Origin of the sequence: Pseudomonas canadensis (assembly GCF_030980095.1) — a bacterium.
Taxonomy (GTDB): Bacteria; Pseudomonadota; Gammaproteobacteria; order Pseudomonadales; family Pseudomonadaceae; genus Aquipseudomonas; species Aquipseudomonas canadensis.
Window position 1 is genome coordinate 3,330,124 of record NZ_CP133298.1, and the last position, 18,285, is coordinate 3,348,408.

At 60.3% G+C, this 18,285-nt stretch carries 15 protein-coding genes and 2 pseudogenes; 6 read left to right on the forward strand and 11 right to left on the reverse strand.

What is annotated here, in order from left to right:
- Positions 1-4 precede the first annotated feature (4 nt).
- The gene (locus RB216_RS15155) at positions 5-661 is read right to left on the reverse strand and encodes an O-methyltransferase (RefSeq protein ID WP_068932864.1); all 657 of its coding nucleotides are present in this window, start codon (positions 659-661) and stop codon (positions 5-7) included.
- Between the two features lie 111 nt (positions 662-772).
- On the opposite strand from RB216_RS15155, the gene RB216_RS15160 reads away from it, so the two are divergent.
- Positions 773-1,438 carry a TetR/AcrR family transcriptional regulator gene (locus tag RB216_RS15160; RefSeq protein ID WP_308907492.1) on the forward strand — a complete coding sequence of 222 codons (666 nt, stop codon included), beginning with the start codon at positions 773-775 and terminating at the stop codon, positions 1,436-1,438.
- On the opposite strand, the gene RB216_RS15165 is transcribed toward RB216_RS15160, so the two are convergent.
- Positions 1,392-1,913 (reverse strand): GNAT family N-acetyltransferase, encoded by a 522-nt coding sequence (locus RB216_RS15165; protein ID WP_028616330.1) that lies wholly within the window; start codon positions 1,911-1,913, stop codon positions 1,392-1,394. The two genes, RB216_RS15160 and RB216_RS15165, sit on opposite strands and share 47 nt — an antisense overlap.
- A gap of 102 nt (positions 1,914-2,015) precedes the next feature.
- On the opposite strand from RB216_RS15165, the gene RB216_RS15170 reads away from it, so the two are divergent.
- A complete protein-coding gene (locus RB216_RS15170; protein WP_028616331.1) occupies positions 2,016-2,579 on the forward strand; it encodes a cysteine hydrolase family protein in 564 nt (187 codons plus the stop codon).
- Between the two features lie 16 nt (positions 2,580-2,595).
- On the opposite strand, the gene RB216_RS15175 is transcribed toward RB216_RS15170, so the two are convergent.
- From RB216_RS15175 to nirB, 4 genes are all read right to left on the reverse strand, one after another.
- The gene (locus tag RB216_RS15175) at positions 2,596-3,927 is read right to left on the reverse strand and encodes a HEPN domain-containing protein (protein WP_028616332.1); all 1,332 of its coding nucleotides are present in this window, start codon (positions 3,925-3,927) and stop codon (positions 2,596-2,598) included.
- A gap of 78 nt (positions 3,928-4,005) precedes the next feature.
- Entirely contained in the window at positions 4,006-4,449 is a 444-nt protein-coding gene (locus RB216_RS15180) for an HIT family protein (RefSeq protein ID WP_028616333.1), read from the reverse strand.
- A 256-nt stretch (positions 4,450-4,705) separates the two neighbouring features.
- Entirely contained in the window at positions 4,706-5,068 is a 363-nt protein-coding gene (gene nirD, locus RB216_RS15185) for a nitrite reductase small subunit NirD (protein ID WP_028616334.1), read from the reverse strand.
- Complete coding sequence (gene nirB / locus RB216_RS15190; RefSeq protein ID WP_028616335.1) at positions 5,068-7,608, reverse strand: nitrite reductase large subunit NirB; 2,541 nt, start codon at positions 7,606-7,608, stop codon at positions 5,068-5,070. Before nirB ends, nirD begins: the two co-directional genes overlap by 1 nt.
- Positions 7,609-8,126: 518 nt before the next feature.
- Between nirB and RB216_RS15195 the strand changes: the two genes are divergently transcribed.
- The 3 genes and pseudogenes from RB216_RS15195 (at position 8,127) to RB216_RS29875 (ending at position 14,190) form a co-directional block, all read left to right on the forward strand.
- Positions 8,127-12,101: a bifunctional nitrate reductase/sulfite reductase flavoprotein subunit alpha gene (locus RB216_RS15195; protein ID WP_308907493.1), complete on the forward strand. Its 3,975-nt coding sequence runs from the start codon at positions 8,127-8,129 to the stop codon at positions 12,099-12,101.
- Positions 12,102-12,333: 232 nt separating this feature from the next.
- Positions 12,334-13,335 (forward strand): annotated as a pseudogene (locus RB216_RS29870) (cache domain-containing protein); the annotation flags it as partial.
- An 87-nt stretch (positions 13,336-13,422) separates the two neighbouring features.
- Positions 13,423-14,190 carry a methyl-accepting chemotaxis protein gene (locus tag RB216_RS29875; RefSeq protein WP_371857077.1) on the forward strand — a complete coding sequence of 256 codons (768 nt, stop codon included), beginning with the start codon at positions 13,423-13,425 and terminating at the stop codon, positions 14,188-14,190.
- Here the strand turns inward: RB216_RS29875 and RB216_RS15205 are convergent.
- The 5 genes and pseudogenes from RB216_RS15205 to RB216_RS15225 form a co-directional block, all read right to left on the reverse strand.
- Entirely contained in the window at positions 14,180-14,332 is a 153-nt protein-coding gene (locus RB216_RS15205) for a hypothetical protein (RefSeq protein WP_162531429.1), read from the reverse strand. The two genes, RB216_RS29875 and RB216_RS15205, sit on opposite strands and share 11 nt — an antisense overlap.
- A 134-nt stretch (positions 14,333-14,466) precedes the next feature.
- Positions 14,467-14,715 (reverse strand): annotated as a pseudogene (locus tag RB216_RS15210) (helix-turn-helix domain-containing protein); the annotation flags it as partial.
- Between the two features lie 646 nt (positions 14,716-15,361).
- The gene (locus tag RB216_RS15215; RefSeq protein ID WP_028616339.1) at positions 15,362-16,156 is read right to left on the reverse strand and encodes a nucleotidyltransferase domain-containing protein; all 795 of its coding nucleotides are present in this window, start codon (positions 16,154-16,156) and stop codon (positions 15,362-15,364) included.
- Complete coding sequence (locus tag RB216_RS15220; RefSeq protein ID WP_308907494.1) at positions 16,153-16,632, reverse strand: P-loop nucleotide/nucleoside kinase family protein; 480 nt, start codon at positions 16,630-16,632, stop codon at positions 16,153-16,155. Before RB216_RS15220 ends, RB216_RS15215 begins: the two co-directional genes overlap by 4 nt.
- A gap of 48 nt (positions 16,633-16,680) precedes the next feature.
- Positions 16,681-17,709, reverse strand: coding sequence for a UV damage endonuclease UvsE (locus tag RB216_RS15225; RefSeq protein WP_028616341.1), 1,029 nt, complete (start codon positions 17,707-17,709; stop codon positions 16,681-16,683).
- Positions 17,710-17,959: 250 nt separating this feature from the next.
- On the opposite strand from RB216_RS15225, the gene RB216_RS15230 reads away from it, so the two are divergent.
- Positions 17,960-18,283 carry a hypothetical protein gene (locus RB216_RS15230; RefSeq protein ID WP_028616342.1) on the forward strand — a complete coding sequence of 108 codons (324 nt, stop codon included), beginning with the start codon at positions 17,960-17,962 and terminating at the stop codon, positions 18,281-18,283.
- Positions 18,284-18,285: the final 2 nt, after the last annotated feature.

An 18,285-nucleotide genomic window follows, 5' to 3' on the forward strand; every position in this document is an offset into this window, starting at 1 on the left:
TCGCTTAGCCCAGGCGCATTGAAAGTTCGATGTCATCGGTAAACGGCACCGACAAGTAACCGTTCTCCGGGGCGCGCACATAGGCCAGGTATTCAGGGCAATAATCGGTGTTGTCCGCGACTACCAGTGCGCCAGGACGCAGGTTGTTTTCCACCAGGTTCAGTACGTCGCCATACAGCGTCTTGGCGCCGTCCAGCAGCAACAGATCGACAACATCCGGCAAGTCGCTGGCCAGGGTCACCAGCGCGTCACCTTCGCGAATGTGGATCAGGTCGCTCACGCCGCCTTCGATGAAATGCTCGCGCGCCAGGGCGATCTTCGAGGCTTCAAATTCGCTGCCGATCAGCACACCGCCGCCGTTGTCACGCAGCGCGGCAGCCAGGAACAAGGTCGACAGCCCAAATGAAGTGCCAAACTCCACAATCGCCCGCGCCTTGTTGCTGCGCGCCAGCATGTAGAGCAGCTTGCCGGTGTCCTGCGACACGGGCAGCCACAGGTCCTTGAGCATCGAATACAGCGCCATGTATTCGGTTTTGCTGTGCATTAGCCGTTCGCGTTCTTCCTTGGATACCGAGTTCACCAACGGGCTGGTGGCCGCATTGGCCTGGGCATAAAGACGTTCGATAAGGGGCGCCAGAGGCGCGGTGGTCAGGCTCGACATAATTGATTTCCAGTGAGGTGGGACTAAGATGCGACTAATTCGTCGCATTAAAAGTATGCGAGTCATTCGCATCCTTCGCTATTCGCATTAGCCCTGCTTCAGGAGCCCCGTATGACCAGCCGCCAGACCCCACGTATTTCCACGCGCAAACACCCGCAACAGGCCCGTTCCACCGAGTTGGTGGCGGCGATTCTGCAAGCGGCTATTCAGGTTTTGGCCAAGGAAGGCGCCACCCGTTTCACCACTGCACGGGTCGCGGAAAAGGCCGGCGTGAGCGTGGGGTCGGTGTACCAGTACTTCCCCAACAAAGCGGCGATTCTGTTCCGGTTGCAGAGTGATGAGTGGCAGCAGACCACCCAGATGCTGCGCGACATCCTGGAGAAACGCGACGAAACGCCACTGGATCGCCTGCGAACGTTGGTGCACGCCTTTATCCAATCGGAATGCGAAGAAGCGCAGATGCGCGGTGCGCTGAGTGACGCGGCGCCGCTCTATCGTGATGCGCCGGAGGCCCTGGAGGTGCGCGCGGCGGGACGGCAGGCGTTCAAGGGGTTCATGCTGGAGTTGTTGCCTGAGGTGTCGGTTGACACGCGTACGGTAGCCAGTGATTTGATCCTGACCACGCTCAGTTCAGTGGGGAAGGAGTTCTCCAACAGTCCGCGAACGGCTGAAGAGATCGCGGTTTATGCCGAGGGGATGGCTGAAATGTTTCTTGCGTATGTGAATGTGCTCAACCTGGTCCAAAGGGCAACCGATACCTCATTTCTACCAGAGTGACACCTCCCCTCTGAAGATTACGTTCACTCCCCGCGTCCTCGACACAGCCCATCCTGCGATAAAACCGGATAGCCCTTTCATTTCGGCTCAAGACCCAAAGCGTCAAACCCTGAAACCCCTCCTCCCTCAGGAACTGCAGGCCCGCATTCCACAACGCCAGCCCAACGCCGGCTTGCCAATACTTGGCTAAAACATAAATGGCCATGACCTCACCGGTGTTTGCTCCGGCAGCTTCTTCGTCGCGACTGGCACCGACCGATATCCAGCCCACAACGTGCCCGTCCAGCTCCGCGACCCACACGTCGGACTCGCCCGACTCAATCGAGCGAACCCAAAAGGATTCGCGCCGAGCCAGCGTTGCATCCAGCCCATTCAAGAACTCGGCAGGCATCATGTCACGATAGGCTTCCTGCCAACTGCGGATATGCACCTGGGCGATGGCGTTGGCGTCGCCAGGTAACGCTTTGCGGATCATTAATCTATTCCTTATTCAGTCAATGTCCTTCAAGTAAAACCAACCTTCATGACCGTTTACCCTCGTGGTATGTTTCGAGCCCAACCCGCAAAAGGAGGTGCCATGCAATCGTTAGCCATCAACGCCGCACTGCTGATCATCGACATGCAGCAAGGCATGAACCGACCAAAGCTGGGACGACGCAACAACCCCGACGCCGAAGTGCAGATACAGCGTCTGCTGACTGCCTGGCGTCAATCCGACCGCCCTGTTGTTCACATCCGGCACATGTCCCGCTCTCCCGACTCGGTGTTCTGGCCGGGCCAGCCGGGCTGCGAATTCCAGCCGGCGCTGCAACCGCTGGCGCATGAGCATGTGACCGAAAAGAACGTTCCGGATGCCTTCGTCGCCTCAGGACTGGAACGCTGGCTGCACGCGCGCGGGATCCGGCAACTGGTGATCGCCGGCGTGATCACCAACAACTCGGTCGAGGCCACGGCACGCTCAGGCGGCAACCTGGGTTTTGCGGTGACGGTGGTTTCGGATGCCTGCTACACCTTCGACCAAACCGATTTGTCCGGGCGCCTGTGGCCCGCTGAAGACGTGCATGCGCTGTCGCTGAGCAACCTGGCGATGGATTATGCCAAGATTGCCGAGGTCGACGAAATCCTGGCATGCACGGGATGAAGAGGATGGATTTACCTTAATCCGGAAAACCGTATTGCTTCATTTTGACCCACTCGGTAATCTCTTCGAACGTTGTAAACTCATGATTGGAAACTTTTAATATCAAGGCTCTTGTCAACGTCTCTATTCTCAACACTTCTTGATTATCTGCCCGCTCTCCCGCATGCGCGATTTTACTTCGAATACCATAGAGTAGTTTTATTTCCTTTTCGATACCCAAGCGCTCAGCGGGCAATTCAGAAAAGATAAACGCAGCCCGCTCCGATATTTTTTGAGTGATACTGCCCATTGAAGTCATAAATGTCTGCACCTCCTTGCCAGTGAGCAGGCACTCTAATGAGATTGCGAAAAACAAGAATTGCTGCTCATTGGTATCAGCATTAACCGCTTTACCAAACCAATAAATGGATTGAGCGACGGACTTCTCAACCGATGTTTTCTTCAGGTAACTCTGAAGAAGCGGCCGATATTCCTCTACGATGATCTTGCGGACGGACTCATCTACCAAATGGTAAGTGGTGACGGGTTCCTCAGGTTGAAGCATAGATAAGGGTTCACAAATAGCCTGATACCCATCAAGCCCGGGATTCAGAAGCCTGAAATTCAGTTCGTACGGGAAGTTATGGAACGGGCTCTCGGTATCGTTGTATTGATAATAAACAGTAGAGTCTCCCGATTCGGAACCCCATATCGAAACCTTTCTGCGCCTGGGAAAAAAATCACCATAATCTTTGTCATACCAGTTACTTGAACGTTTCCAGGCTCTGTAGGAGGAAGATCCAACATGCAGTGAAAGCAAGGCACAAAGGTATTCCGCGAGTTCAAGCGCTCTGGTGATAGCCTCTCTGTCATCCGTGACAGACTCAACTTCAAGATAGCAATGTGATGAATCCAAAGCATTGATATCATGCTGAGAACTAAAACGTGCTGTGCCATCCTTTAACAACTCTGGAAGGAGTCCTTCATCGCGCCGATAGAGAACGCCAAACCCAAGATCCATTGATGGGACGCGCATATCAATACCTTGAATTGGTATGCACGTAGTGCGCTTCTTGATTAATCCGGCAAGGTGGTCAATCAACGCATCAGCTGCTTCTTCACAAGTACTCATGGACACGCATACTTTAGCAACTGCATTGGAAAAACTTTCTTCAGTGAGGGTTGGGCAATTATTTTGAAAAATTTTCAATGCCCCTTTCAGACCCTTTCGATATTCTACTTCGTCCCAAGCCACAAGCCTGTAGGGCTTCCCATACAAGTTGAATGTTTTATCTTGCTTACTCGACGATATTATCGTGGTGGCCGAGACCGATTGCTGCAAATACTTAACGAGGTTTTTGCCATCCATAACAAGTTCCTAACACCTGCGATATTAGTAGACAACGCCAATACGATGACGGGAAGCGGACCAGTCCCCGAAGGCTTTTTAGTAGGTTGACGGATTTTCCAACAATTCGGCAATAGCTCGGCACAACGTCCCATGTTCATGCTCTGTATACGGTACCGCGTTTTTCCAATCATAAAACCACGCCGGCATCGTGCGTTTGTCGTCCGGTTCCGAGGCATAGCGCGGGAAGAGATGGCAATGCAACTCCGGCTCGGAATTGCCCAGGATCTCGTAGTTCATGCGCAACGCACCGGTAGCCTGCAACACCGCATCGCCAAGGCGGGCCATGTCCAACAGATAGGCTGTGCGGGCCTCGGTGTCCAGGTCGTTCAGGCTGGCAACGACCGGGTCAGGCAGCAGCAGGCAGTAACCGGGTAGAAACTGTACATCACCCATGACCGCCCAGCCTGAAGCCATGCGGCAAATGACTTTTTCGTTGGCGCCATTGCGGGCGAGCGCGACGCGCTCCGTGATAAGCGGCATACAGTGTCCTTGATCTGAGTGAGGTCCAGGCGGCATCTTAACGCGACTTCAGCAACTGGCGGGCTTGTTGTAGTGAGCGGGCTTGCCCCGCGCTGGGGTGCGAAGCAGCCCCAGTAAGATCACCGTGTTTATTCAGACAAACCGCGGGGTTTGGTTCTAGGGCTGCTTCGCACCCCAGCGCGGGGCAAGCCCGCTCACCACAAGCAAGCCCGCTCACCGCAGTAAGTCGGCTCGACGCAAGACCCTGCACACAGCATCAATCCAATGCCAATTCCACCACCCCAGCGTTCAACCGCACCGGCCAAACCCGCAGCCTCTGATCAGGCGCTTCCAGGCACTGCCCGTCCTCGAGCCGGTAATGCTGCTTGTAGATCGGCGCCGCCACCACCAGGTCGCCCTTGATACTGCCGATCAAGCCGCGTCCGATCACATTCGCGCCGGATTCCGGGTCATGGTTGTCGATGGCGAACAACGTCTGGTCCTGCGCACCCGGCAGGTAGAACAGCGCCACTTGCGCGCCGTCCAGCCACACCACCACGCCGGAATTGCTCACCAGGTCGGTCTCGCTGCACACACCTTTCCAGGTGGTCAGGTTGCGTTGCGGGTTGGCTTGGCTCATCAGGCAATCTCCTCGGTGACGGGAATCAGGTTGAGTTCGGCGGCCATGATCGGCCGGCGTTGGCCGCGCTCCTGGACGAAGTGGATGTCCGGGTCGGGGCGTTTGTCGTTGACGAAGGTGCGGAAGCGCTTGAGTTTTTCCGGGTCTGCGAGGGCGTTGGCCCATTCGCATTCGTAGCGGTCGACCACCAGCTGCATCTGCGCTTCCAGCTCTGCGCCGAGGCCCAGGCTGTCGTGCAGGATCACGTCCTTGAGGAAATCCAGGCCGCCTTCGAGGCTTTCGCGCCAGACCGAGGTGCGTTGCAGCTTGTCGGCGGTGCGGATGTAGAACATCAGGAAGCGGTCGATGTAGCGGATCAGCGTGGCGTCATCCAGGTCGGTGGCGAACAGCTCCGCATGGCGTGGGCGCATGCCGCCGTTGCCGGCGATGTAGAGGTTCCAGCCCTTCTCGGTGGCGATCACGCCGACGTCTTTGCTCTGGGCTTCGGCGCATTCGCGGGTACAGCCGGACACTGCGAATTTGAGCTTGTGCGGCGAGCGCAGGCCCTTGTAACGGTCCTCGATCAACAGCGCCATTTTCACGCTGTCCTGCACGCCGTAACGGCACCAGGTGCTGCCCACGCAGGACTTCACCGTACGCGTGGATTTGCCGTAGGCGTGCCCGGTTTCAAACCCGGCGGCGATCAGTTCGCTCCAGATATCCGGCAGTTCGTGCAGTTGTGCACCAAACAGGTCGATGCGCTGGCCGCCGGTGATTTTGGTATAGAGGTCATATTTCTTCGCGACCTCGCCAATCACGATGAGTTTATCCGCGGTGATTTCGCCGCCTGGAATACGCGGCACCACCGAGTAGGTGCCGTTTTTCTGCATGTTGGCCATGAACGTATCGTTGGTGTCCTGCAACGGCACCAGGGACGCATCCATGATCGGCTGGTTCCAGCACGACGCCAGGATCGAGCCCACCGCCGGCTTGCACACGTCGCAGCCGGTGTGACCACGGCCGTGTTTGGCCAGCAGTTCGTCAAAGGTGAGGATGCCTTCCACGCGTACCAGGGCGTACAACTCCTGCCGGGTGTAGGCGAAGTGTTCGCACAGGCTCTTGTCGACGCTGACGCCACGGGCGATCAGTTCATGTTCGAACACCTGCTTCAGCAAACCGGCGCAGCCGCCGCAACCGGTGCAGGCCTTGGTCTGGGCTTTGAGCAGGCCGAGGTCGCTGCAGCCGCCGTCGATGGCCGAGCAAATCGCGCCCTTGGTCACGTTGTGGCAGGAGCAGACGGTGGCCGATTCCGGCAGCGCACCGGGGCCGAGGGTCGGTGCGCCGTTGGACGACGGCAGGATCAGGCTGGCCGGCTCGGACGGCAGCGCGATGCTGTTTTGCATGTATTGCAGCAGGGTGTCGTAGTAGCTGTTGTCGCCCACCAACACCGCGCCGATCACATGTTTGCCCGACGCATCCACCACCAGGCGCCGGTAGCTGGCGCTGGCTTCGTCGATGAACTGGTAGCTGCGCGCGCCCGGCGTGTGGGCATGGGCGTCGCCGATGGAGCCCACGTCGACGCCGAGCAACTTGAGTTTGGTCGACATGTCGGCACCCACAAACGGCTCGGCGGTTTGCGCGCACAGCAGTGCGGCAACGCCACGGGCCATCTGATAGCCCGGCGCGACCAGGCCGAACAGGCTGCCGTTCCAGGACGCGCATTCGCCAATCGCGTAGATGTTCGGGTCGATGCTCAGGCATTCGTCATTGATCACCACTCCGCCACGCGGGCCGATGTCCAGGCCGGCCTGGCGGGCCAGTGCATCCTGGGCGCGGATACCGGCGGAGAATACGATCAGGTCGGTTTCAAGGAACTCGTCATTGGCAAAATTCATGCGGTAGCGGTACTGCTCACCCGCGCTGATGGATTGGGTGGCGCGCGACAAATGCACGCCCACGCCCAGCCGTTCGATCTGCGCCTTGAGTGCCAGGCCGCCAAAGTCGTCGAGTTGCACCGGCATCAAGCGCGGCGCGAACTCCACCACATGGGCCTCAAGGCCGAGGCTTTTCAGGGCATTGGCGGCTTCCAGGCCCAACAGGCCGCCGCCCACCACCACGCCGCGTCGTGCATTGGCGGCTGCCTTGCGAATCGCGTCCAGGTCTTCAAGGGTGCGATACACCAGCCGTGAATCGCCTTCGGCGCCTTCGATAGGCGGCACAAACGGATAGGAGCCGGTGGCCAACACCAGCTTGTCATAGGCGACGCAGCCGTCAGCGGTGATCACCTCGCAGCGGGCGCGGTCGATCTCCAGCACCGGTACGCCGAGATGCAGGGTGACACCCGGCGTCTGGTACAGCGAGGCGTCGGACAAGGCCAGCGACTCGGCGTCGCGGCCAGTGAAATACTCGGACAGGTGCACCCGGTCATAGGCGCGCATCGGCTCTTCGCTGAACACATGCAAACGGTAGTGATCCAGCGCGCCGCGCTCGATCAATTGCGCCACACAGTGGTGGCCGACCATGCCATTGCCGACGACGATCAAGGTTTTGAGATGGTTCATAGTAAGCACCCGACAAAGCTCATCACGGTTTTAAAAAAGCAAAAAAAAACGCCTGAAACCTTGCGGTTCCAGGCGTCTTTGCCTGTTCTTATGCGGGTTCGGATCGGGCGACTGCGCCGGATTCTCCGCTATTGCCCCTGGTGTCGATCGTCGTTGACCGAAGTGGGTTGAGGGGGAGCTTGCAGGGTCTGTGCCAAGCGGATGCAAGGCCTGTGTTCACGGCTCAACAGGGGAGTCGGCGATGCCAAGCACCACCTCCAGCGCCTCCAACTGGTGCATCTCGCGTCATAAAAGTGCATGACTCGCCATGAATGAATGGTTTTCTGTGGTGAGCGGGCTTGCCCCGCGCCGACGGCGCCTCGGTATCAAGGGGCAGTTCAAAAACCTGGCGCGTGACTTGCTAGGAACACCCCAACCAAGCAGTCAACGCTGACTGCCCTCTCACGACAAAGGCGCCGTGTAATCCCCGTTCTGAACGGAGGGTTGCAAGGCGCCTTTTTTGTTTACGCAGGTTTCAGATGGCCAACCAAAGCATACGCAGTGTGTGTCCCTATTGTGGCGTGGGCTGTGGCATCGTCATGCAGGTGCAAGACAACAAAGTGGTCAAGGTGATCGGCGATAAGGCCCACCCCACCAACTTTGGCCGCCTGTGCACCAAGGGCACCACCTGCGGGCAAGCCATCGCCGAGTCCGGGCGCATGGAAAACGCCTATGTACGCCAGGCGCGGGAGCATGACCCGGTGCGCATCGGCATGGACAACGCCATCCGCGAAACCGCGCACCGCCTGCGTCACACCCTCGACACGCACGGCCCGGACGCCTTGGCATTCTACGTGTCAGGGCAGATGTCGCTGGAGTCCCAGTACCTGCTCAACAAATTGGCCAAGGGCTTCGTCCGCACCGCCAACATCGAGTCCAACTCGCGGCTGTGCATGGCCAGCGCCGGCAGTGGCTACAAACTCTCCCTTGGCTCCGACGGCCCGCCGGGGTCATATGAAGACTTCGATCGCGCCGACCTGTTCTTCGTGATCGGCGCGAACATGGCTGACTGTCACCCGATCCTGTTCTTGCGCATGATGGACCGGGTCAAGGCCGGGGCGAAGCTGATCGTGGTCGACCCACGGCGCAGTGCCACGGCAGACAAGGCCCACCTGTTCCTGCCGATCAAACCCGGCACCGACCTGGCGTTGCTCAATGGTCTGCTGCATCTGCTGGTCAAAAACGGCCACACCGACCCTGCCTTTATCGCCACCTTTACCGAAGGCTGGGAGGCGCTGCCGGAATTCCTGGAGGACTATTCGCCAGATCAAGTCGCCGCCATCACCGGCCTGGCCGAAGCCGATATCCGCCAAGCCGCCGACTGGATCGGCCAGGCCGCCGAGTGGATGAGCTGCTGGACCATGGGCCTCAACCAGAGCACCCACGGCACCTGGCACACCAACGCGCTGTGCAACCTGCACCTGGCCACTGGTGCCATCTGCCGTCCGGGCAGCGGGCCGTTTTCCCTCACGGGTCAACCCAACGCCATGGGCGGGCGCGAAATGGGTTACATGGGCCCTGGACTGCCGGGGCAACGTTCGGTGCTGGTCGAGGCCGACCGCGCCTTTATCGAAGACCTGTGGCAGATCCCCCACGACAGCCTGCCGCGCCAGGCTGGCAGCGGCACCGTGGCGATGTTCGAACAGATGGCCGCCGGGCAGATCAAGGCCTGCTGGATCATCTGCACCAACCCGGTCGCCAGCGTGCCTAACCGGCAGACCGTGATCGAAGGCCTGCAAACCGCCGAACTGGTGATCACCCAGGATGCTTTTCTCGACACCGAGACCAACCGCTACGCCGACATCCTGTTGCCCGGCGCGCTGTGGGCCGAGGCCGAAGGGGTGATGATCAACTCCGAGCGCAACCTGACCCTGATGCAAAAGGCCGTGGATGCGCCCGGCGAGACCCTGCCCGACTGGCAGATCATTGCCAGGGTCGCTTGCGAAATGGGCTTTGCCGATGCGTTCACCTATGCATCCGCCGCCGACGTGTTTGAAGAAATCAAACGCGCCTGGAACCCCAAGACCGGCTACGACCTGCGTGGTGCGAGCTACCCGCGCCTGCGTGAGAAGCCGCTGCAATGGCCTTGCGCGGCGGAGGATGGCGCGGACCGCAACCCGATCCGCTACCTGGACACAGGCACCCTCGCCTTCGCCACCGAAAACGGCAAAGCCCAGTTCTTCGCCCGCCCCCATATGCCACCCGCAGAAATGCCGGAAGACGCATTCCCCTTCGTGCTTAACACCGGCCGCGTGCAGCACCAATGGCACACCCTGACCAAGACCGGCAAGGTTGCAACCCTGAATAAACTCAACCCCGGCCCCTTTGTGGAATTACACCCCGAAGACGCGAGCCGATTGGGTATCAAGGACAAGGATCGAGTCGAGATACGCTCCCAGCGCGGCCGCGCCGTGCTGCCCGCCGTGGTCACCGACCGTGTGCGGCCAGGCAATTGTTTTGCGCCGTTCCACTGGAACGATGTATTCGGTGAAAACCTGGCAATCAACGCGGTGACCAACGACGCGGTGGACCCGATTTCCTTACAGCCGGAGTTCAAGTACTGCGCCGTCGCCCTGGCCCGCGTCGAGCTGATCGAACACCAATTCCTGGACCGCCCTTCCCCCGTAGCAGAGGACACCGCCATGTCGCGCCTCGACGCCTTCGCCGAAATCGCCGGCATCCGCAACCTACCCGCGCCCCCCTTGAGCGAGAATGAGCGCACCTACCTCGCCGGCTTTCTCAGCGGCCTGCAGTCCAACGCCGCGCGCCAGGCGGTCGGCGTGCCGACCATGCCCGCCAATGCACCGCTGGCCGATGCCGCGCGGCTGTGGCTGAACGGCTTGCTCGGCGGTTTGTTCAGCCATACGCAATCCCTCGCAGCGCCCTCCCCAGCCGTCACCTTGTTGTGGGCCTCGCAAACCGGCAACGCCGAAGCTTTGGCCGAGCGTTTTGCCAAACGGCTGCGTGACGCGGGCATTGCCGTGGAACTGAGCGCGATGTCGGATTTCCCGGCGAGCAAACTGGCAAGCATCCACACCCTGGCGCTGATCAGCAGCACCTTTGGCGACGGCGACCCACCGGACAATGGCGAAGGTTTCTGGCACAGCCTCAGCACTGCCGAGACGCGCCTGGAGTCCTTGCGCTTTGCAGTGCTGGCCCTGGGTGATCCGAACTATGACCAGTTCTGCAACCACGGCAAGCAACTCGACCAACGCCTGTTGGAACTGGGCGCCACCCGCCTGCTGGAACGCGTCGACTGCGACACCGAATTCGAAGCGTTGGCCGATGCGTGGCTGGTGCGTTTCCAGCAAACCCTCGCCCCGACAAAGCCCGTCGCGCCCGCCACCCCCGCCGGTAAAACCAAATTGTACGGCTCACGCCTGCTGCTCAACCGTCACCTGAACCCGCTAAGTCCCCACAAGGAAACCCGTCAGTTCGCCCTCGACCTGGCCGGCTCCGGGCTGACCTACGAAGCCGGCGATGCGCTGGGCGTACGGCCGCGCAACTGCCCCGAACTGGTCAACGAACTGCTCGACCTCACCCGCCTGAACGCCCATACCAGCGTGAACATCGAGACCTTCGGCGATGTGCCGCTGCAACAGGCCTTGACCCAACACTTCGAAATCGCCCGGCCCAGCAGCGACACCTTGGCCTTCATCGCCGAGCGCAGCGCCAACCCTGGCCTCAAGCACTTGCTCAACCCCGAACACAAGGCCGAACTGAATGACTGGCTGTGGGGCCGGCAACTGGCGGATGTGCTGCAGGCATACCCCATCGAGTGCTCGGCGGATGAATTACTGGGCACCCTCAAGCGCTTGCAACCACGCTTGTATTCAATCGCTTCGAGTGCCAAGGCCTATCCGCAGGAAGTGCATCTCACCGTGGCTGCCGTGCGCTATGGCAAGCGCAAGGGTGTGTCCTCGACGTTCCTGGCTGACCGGGTCGGCGACGGCGAAGTGCCGCTGTTCGTGCAGCCGTCCAAGCACTTTCGCACGCCCACTGACGGCGACGTACCCATGATCATGATCGGACCCGGCACCGGTATCGCGCCCTTTCGCGCGTTCTTGCAGGAACGTCGCGCGCTGGGTCATCAGGGGCGCAACTGGCTGTTCTTCGGCGAACAGCACGCCGCCAGCGATTTCTACTATCAGGACGAACTGCAAGGCATGCAGCGCGACGGCCTGCTCAACCACTTGAGCCTGGCGTTCTCGCGCGACCAGGCGCAAAAGGTCTACGTGCAGGACCGCATCCGCGAACAGGGGGCCGAGCTGTGGCGCTGGTTGCAGGATGGCGCCAAGCTGTACATCTGCGGTGACGCTAGCCACATGGCCAAAGATGTCGACCAGGCCCTGCGCCAAGTCGCGCAAACCCACGGCGGGCTTGGCCTCGAGGGTGCCGTGGAGTACTGGCGGCAGTTAAGTGAGCAGAAGCGTTATCTGCGTGATGTGTATTGATTGGATACAGAACAATAAGCACTTTGTATTGTGTACAAAAAACCCTAAAGATTTACCGGGGCCGAGCCGAAACATCAGTGATAGCAAATCGCCGTAATCCTGATCGAGGTGCGCGACGATTTGGCCGCCCTTCACGCTGATGGTCGTCTCGATGAAAATAAAAAATAAGCTGGTACTCGCATTTGTCTCCGTTGCTTTCATCCCGGTAAGCCTGGTGGCCGTGATTTCGGTCATGAACACGCGGACCCAGGCGGTGGATCAGTTTATCGACGGCAGCACCCGGGAAATCCGTCAGATCGACGGCAATATCCGCCAGTTCTTCGACGGTACGCTGCAAAATGTCGATCAAATGGCCACTGATCCTGTATACACCTCAGTGAACACGCTGAAGAACTACCAGCCTGCCGACGCGGCCAGCCAGCCCATGCCCGCCGAGGCGCAAGCGGTGATCGACCGCTTCGCGCGCTTTGGCGCCACACACCCGGCGGCGGCCATCCTGTCCATCGGCCTGGAAGACGGCACCTACGCCAAATGGCCGGATGACCCGCAACTGGCCAAGTACGACCCGCGCACCCGCCCCTGGTACAAGGCGGCCATGGCCAGCCCCGGCAAGACCGTGCGCACCCCCGCGTATTACTACGACAAAGATGACGTCGCCCTGGTGGGTACCGCGCGCGCCCTGCTGGAAAACGGCAAGGCCAAGGGCGTCTTCGTGGTCAGCGTCTCACTGAAAAACCTCACCGAACTGCTCAAGAGCATCAAACTGGGCGAAAGCGGCTACGTGATGCTGATTGAGGACGGCGTGGTGCTGGTCGACCCGCGCAACGCCGCCCACAACTTCAAGCCGCTCAAAGACCTGGGCACAGCCTATGCACAGTTGGCGGACACCGCACAGGGCTCCACTGAAGTGGTGATCGATGGCGTGCGCTACATGGCCAACGTATGGACCTCCCCCGGCCTCGGCTGGCGCTACATCGGGCTGATCGAACACCGTGAAGTCATGGCCGAAGCCACGCGCATGACCTACCTCACCGCCATCATCGTCGCGGTGCTGGTGCTGATCTTCGGGCTGATCGCGGCAGCGTTTTCCAAGGTCATCGTCAAACCCATCGGCCAGGTCAGTACCGGCTTGCAGTCCATCGCCCAGGGCGAAGGCGACTTGCGCCACGAACTGCAGGTCCAGGGCAAGGATGAAACCGCCGAACTGGCCGGCTGGTTCAACAAGTTTCTCGCGGCGATCCGCCAACTGATCCAACACATCGGCGCCGCCTCGGCCAATTTGCAGAACGCCTCCAAGGTCAACAGCGAGGTGGCGCACAACATGAACGAGGCGGCCGGGCGCCAGCGTGAGGCGGTAGAACTTGTCTCTACGGCGTTCAACGAAATGGTCGCCACGGCCAACGAAGTCGCACGCTCCTGCAGTGGCGCGGCGGAATCCGCCGAGAACGGGCACCGGCGTGTGGCCGAGGGCAAGCAGCAGATCGAAGTCACCACCGACAACGTCAACCGCCTGGGGCGCCGCCTGACCGAGTCATCCCAGGCCATGGTCGAACTGGAAGCCGGCAGCCGCAGCATCAACCAGATCCTCGGCACCATCCGTGCGATTGCCGAACAGACCAACTTGTTGGCGCTCAACGCCGCCATCGAAGCCGCCCGCGCCGGTGACCAGGGCCGTGGCTTCGCGGTGGTGGCCGATGAAGTGCGTGCCCTGGCCAAGCGCACGTCCGACTCCACCGGTGAGATCGAGCAACTGCTCGGCACCCTGGAAAACAAGACCCAGGAAGTCACCCAGAAGATGGGTAGTTGCCTGGACTTGTCGCGGGCCAGCGTGTCGTCCATCGAAAGCGCGCGGGACAGCTTTGAAGGCATCCAGACGTCGGTCAACGAAATCCGCGACCAGAACCTGCAGATCTCCGCCGCCGCCGAGGAACAACACAGCGTGGCCGAGGAGATCAACCGGCATATCCAGCAGATCTACGACGAGGCGCGGCTGGTGGAAAGCCTGGCCAACTCGGCGCAGGACGACTCTGGGCGGTTGTCGAATTTATCGGATGAGCTAAATGGCTTGGTGGGGCGATTCAAGTCCTGAGAAAGTCAGCGATTTGCTGCCACATCGCGCCAGGGTTGGAATACATCGGGAAGCGCCCGCACTCGACAATCGGCGCCAGCCGCACGCCGTGGGCCTGGATGTGCGGCAGGTAGGACAGCCCGGCGTTCTGCTCGCCGTACATGAACAGCTTCGGGCAGGGCAGCCCAGGAACTTGCCCATCAGGTCGGCGTTATCGGAAAGCTCGACCATCGACTGGAAGATTCAGCGCACGGCGCCCGCCCGTACCTTATGGCGCAGGCTCGCCGAATACAGCGCGCTGGCCAAGCTCGACAGGCTGGTGCGCGTACGCGCGGCCAAAGCATGGTGGCTGGGCAAAGCCACCATCAAGCGGTCTTCCCGCAACGGCAGCGACTGAACCGTCGGGCCCGGGTCGCCGTCCAGCCGGGCAAAGGCCAGGTCGATATTCCCTGCTTCCCCCCGCCGCGAACGCTCGAACAGCGTGACCTCGAGCGCCTGCTCCAGCACCTGGATCTGCTCGCTCAGCGGCGGCTGCGACATCCCCAGGTACTATCCCCCCCACGCTATCCACGATGCGAAGCGAGCCGCTCTTGCTCTTGCTCTTGCTCTTGCTCTTGCTCTTGCTCTTGCTCTTGCTCTTGCTCTTGCTCTTGCTCTTGCTCTTGCTCTTGCTCTTGCTCTTGCTCTTGCTCTTGCTCTTGCTCTTGCTCTTGCTCTTGATCTTAGGCGCCCCGTCAAACACGCTGGCCGGAATTCGACAGGGATTTGGGGGGTAAACCGGCAGGGATGCCGGTTTAGCCGCCCCGCGCCATGGATGGCGCGTGGCGGCGGCCCCCCAAATACCTGGCGGATTACGGGCACACCGAGCCTAGGCGAGGTGCCGAGTGTTGGGGCAAGAGCCTTTTGCTTACTTTGGGGCTTTTCCAAAGTGAGCCGCCGTAAGGGCGGAACCATTAGCAGCCGTTACCTAAATAACGGATATGTACCTAGTCTGATCCAACATTCTGGTCGGCTGTCAGGCCGTCTTCGCGGGCAAGCCAGCTCCCACAGTTTTGAATCGCGGGGCAACAGTCAGAGCGTGGTCGGCTGTTAGGCCGTCTTCGCAGGCAAGCCAGCTCCCACAGTTTTGAATCGCGGGGGGACAGTTAGATTGTGGTCGGCTGTTAGGTCGCCATCGCTGGCAAGCCAGCTCCTACAGAGGAACGGCCGTATGACTTCGCTGTAAAACCATCCACCCCAGAAACGCTTGAAGCCGGGCCAAGAACCTTTCACTGTCAGCACCCGGGTTTCGAGCCTCAAACAGAAAAAACGCCACCTGCGTCACCCGCATCGGATACCTCTGCACGAACAGCGCCACATACTCCTCCAATGTCTGCGGCCAAGTCGCCCCCTCTACCCCGCACACTATCTGGGTCGCCCTGATCAGCTTGCGTGACGCTTCGCGCTGCAGGCGAAGCCGCTCGTGTTCGGTGTCGGCACGCGCAATGCGGCTGAGGTAGGCGCTCAGCACCGCTTCAAAGTCACCATTCACAGCCAAGGCGATGTCCAGTGATGGCCGAAACCGCTCGAACTGCACCGCCAGATCATTGCCCCATACGCACCGGCAATGGTGCTTGAGCCAGAACCCCCAACGATGTTTATTCTCAACAGCCAGTACCTGCGCGCGGCTGCCGATATCGAAATCGACCTTGGTGACTGACGGGTGCCGCAGCGCCAGGTCGCACCGAATCCGTTCCAACCGCTCCAGGCTCGCAGCGGTAGGCGGCTCGCTCAGCACCAACGTGAGATCAAGATCGGATACACCCGGCAGCGCATCGCCGCGTGCAACACTGCCATAGACATAAATGCCGTCAACCCCCAAGCCTGGCTGCGAGAGCAGGCCGCAGGCATCCTCGAGCAAAGGCTGAAACTCACGCTGCACGGGGGCGTCGGGAACCGTGAGGATAAAACCCTCGGCGTCCACACCCATGGGTTGCGATGCACTCATGGGCGATGCCTCTCGATCACCATGCCTTCTGCTTCAGTCGGCACGCAGAAATGGCGGGTAATCAGATCGAACTCGGCATCAGTGGCGGCGAAGTCATGCTCACCCTGGGCATTGCGCGCGTGCAGCCGGGCCCGGCAGGTGGCGTCGTCCAGTTCAAGGTAATGCAGGCAGTGCCGGACCTTGGCGACCTGTGCCAAGCCCAGCAGCCATTCGCGGTTAGCCAAGGTGTTGGCAGGGAAATCCAGCACCACGTTGGTACCCGACTGCAGCACATTGATCACCAATGGGCCCAGTACGCCGCGTATTCGCTGGGCACAACGGATGTAGTCGGCAATGGAGCGGATTTCACCGGGGTAAAGCGTGGCAAGCCAGTGGTCTTCGCTGAGTACAATGGCCGCGTGCTCGGTGGCCAGGGTCTTTGCGAGCGTGGACTTGCCGGAGGCGATCTTGCCGCAGAGCAAATGCAGGGTTGGCATGGCAAGGTTCCTTATGTGAGGCCAGCCAGCATGCACGCTGGGGGTTGATCACACAACGCGCCGCTGCCAGTGCGCGTAGAACGCGAGGGCCGCGACGTTCTTGTCCTTGGCTTCAAGCATGATGTCGAAGCGGTCGAGAAACTGCAGCGCGTAATCGTTGGTCCAGCGGTTCCACATTTGCGCGCTGTGGGCGTAGAGGTCGCGCTTGGAAACCACCTGCAACAGCGCGTCCATTTCCAGCTTGTGCTCGGCGTCGAACCCCAGTTCCTGCAGGCTCTCCTGCGGTTGGGAGTAGTGCATGGTCGGGCGAACGCCGCGCCAGCTTTCGATCACACGGGCGACCCGTTCCGAGTGGGGGTCGATGTAGTCGTTTTCATTGATCCAGCAGTGGTGGATGTCCAGCACCACTGGCGCCAGGTCCGCGACTTGCAGGCAGTGGTCCAGGCCGTAGGTCTTCTCGTCGTTCTCGAAGGTAATGCAGTTGCGCGCCACTTCCGACAGGCGCGCCCACACCGCGCGGGTACCCGCCACACCAAGGCGACCGGCGATATGCACGTTGCACTTGAGGTCCTGGAAGCGTCGGCCGTAGCCCATCATGCGGATCATGTCGGCGTGGTATTCGAATTCGGCCAGGCTGTTTTCCACCACGCCAGGGTTCTCCGAACCCAGCACACAGTACTGGCCGGGGTGGAACGACAGGCGAATATCCGCAGCGCGCGCCAAGTCACCGATCGCGGCAAACCCCTCGACCAACTGATGCTCGATGGCCGGGTCCTTGTACACCGCGGCGATTTTCGGATGGCTGTAGAACGGCAACAGATCGCTGCTCAGGCGCAGCATGCGCAAGGTTGGCGGCAATTCGGCGACATACGCCAACAGGCGCAATTGAGCCGCCAGGTTGTGGGTGACCACCTCCACCAATTTGTCGCGGGCCACTTGGGGCGTGACACTGTCCATCCAGCGCAACGTGGTGGTGCGCGGGTTGAAGGGGCCTTCGATCAACTTCAAGGCGCTGGCCGACAGCAGGCGTTCGGGGTGCTTGTACTGGCACGCGAAGCCGATTCGAGGGTGGGTCATGGAGAGGCCTGGAGGTGAACAATCGTGGGAATTATAAGAGCTTAGGTGGGTAACACCGCCAGGGGTTCACTCTGGAAAATAAGTTGAATCCTGGTTTTCGCAGGCAGTCACCTATAAGGACAACAGCGAGACGACAACGCAACGGAGGTGGCTATGAACCTTGCAATGACACTCTTCAGCCTGTTTGCCGGATGGATGGCGATTGTGTTTTCGATGATGTGGGGCGTACTGCGGGTGGTACGCTGGCACCATGATTAGCACGCCGGATGGGCGCTACTTTGTGGTCAAGGGCCAACTCTGGCGCTGCACCAACCCGGCGCTGGACGAAGACACCCGCCAGCGCCTGGTCAATGCATTGATGGACGCGCGCCGTGCCGTCAAGGCGGCCAAGGCCTCGGGTGACCCGCAACAACTGAGGGTGGCGCGACACCAGGTGCACGGTGCCAAGGTCGACCTTGGCGAACGCGGCCCCGTCTGGTGGAGCGATGGAAGCCCGGACTTCAATCGCTGTCAGGTTGCCAATACGCCTTATGCCCAATGGTTTGAAAAACATCTGGACATGAAACCCCAGTGAAC

Excerpts from the sequence above, each read along its gene's own strand:
- RB216_RS15205 (WP_162531429.1), bottom strand. The coding sequence starts at position 14,332 with ATGTACGGCGAGCAGAACGCCGGGCTGTCCTACCTGCCGCACATCCAG.
- RB216_RS15165 (WP_028616330.1), bottom strand. The coding sequence starts at position 1,913 with ATGATCCGCAAAGCGTTACCTGGCGACGCCAACGCCATCGCCCAGGTG.
- RB216_RS15230 (WP_028616342.1), top strand. The coding sequence starts at position 17,960 with ATGATTAGCACGCCGGATGGGCGCTACTTTGTGGTCAAGGGCCAACTC.
- nirD (WP_028616334.1), bottom strand. The coding sequence starts at position 5,068 with ATGAGCCAAGCCAACCCGCAACGCAACCTGACCACCTGGAAAGGTGTG.
- RB216_RS15155 (WP_068932864.1), bottom strand. The coding sequence starts at position 661 with ATGTCGAGCCTGACCACCGCGCCTCTGGCGCCCCTTATCGAACGTCTT.
- RB216_RS15170 (WP_028616331.1), top strand. The coding sequence starts at position 2,016 with ATGCAATCGTTAGCCATCAACGCCGCACTGCTGATCATCGACATGCAG.
- RB216_RS15175 (WP_028616332.1), bottom strand. The coding sequence starts at position 3,927 with ATGGATGGCAAAAACCTCGTTAAGTATTTGCAGCAATCGGTCTCGGCC.
- RB216_RS15195 (WP_308907493.1), top strand. The coding sequence starts at position 8,127 with ATGGCCAACCAAAGCATACGCAGTGTGTGTCCCTATTGTGGCGTGGGC.
- RB216_RS15225 (WP_028616341.1), bottom strand. The coding sequence starts at position 17,709 with ATGACCCACCCTCGAATCGGCTTCGCGTGCCAGTACAAGCACCCCGAA.
- RB216_RS15180 (WP_028616333.1), bottom strand. The coding sequence starts at position 4,449 with ATGCCGCTTATCACGGAGCGCGTCGCGCTCGCCCGCAATGGCGCCAAC.
- RB216_RS29875 (WP_371857077.1), top strand. The coding sequence starts at position 13,423 with ATGAACGAGGCGGCCGGGCGCCAGCGTGAGGCGGTAGAACTTGTCTCT.
- RB216_RS15215 (WP_028616339.1), bottom strand. The coding sequence starts at position 16,156 with ATGAGTGCATCGCAACCCATGGGTGTGGACGCCGAGGGTTTTATCCTC.
- RB216_RS15160 (WP_308907492.1), top strand. The coding sequence starts at position 773 with ATGACCAGCCGCCAGACCCCACGTATTTCCACGCGCAAACACCCGCAA.
- nirB (WP_028616335.1), bottom strand. The coding sequence starts at position 7,608 with ATGAACCATCTCAAAACCTTGATCGTCGTCGGCAATGGCATGGTCGGC.
- RB216_RS15220 (WP_308907494.1), bottom strand. The coding sequence starts at position 16,632 with ATGCCAACCCTGCATTTGCTCTGCGGCAAGATCGCCTCCGGCAAGTCC.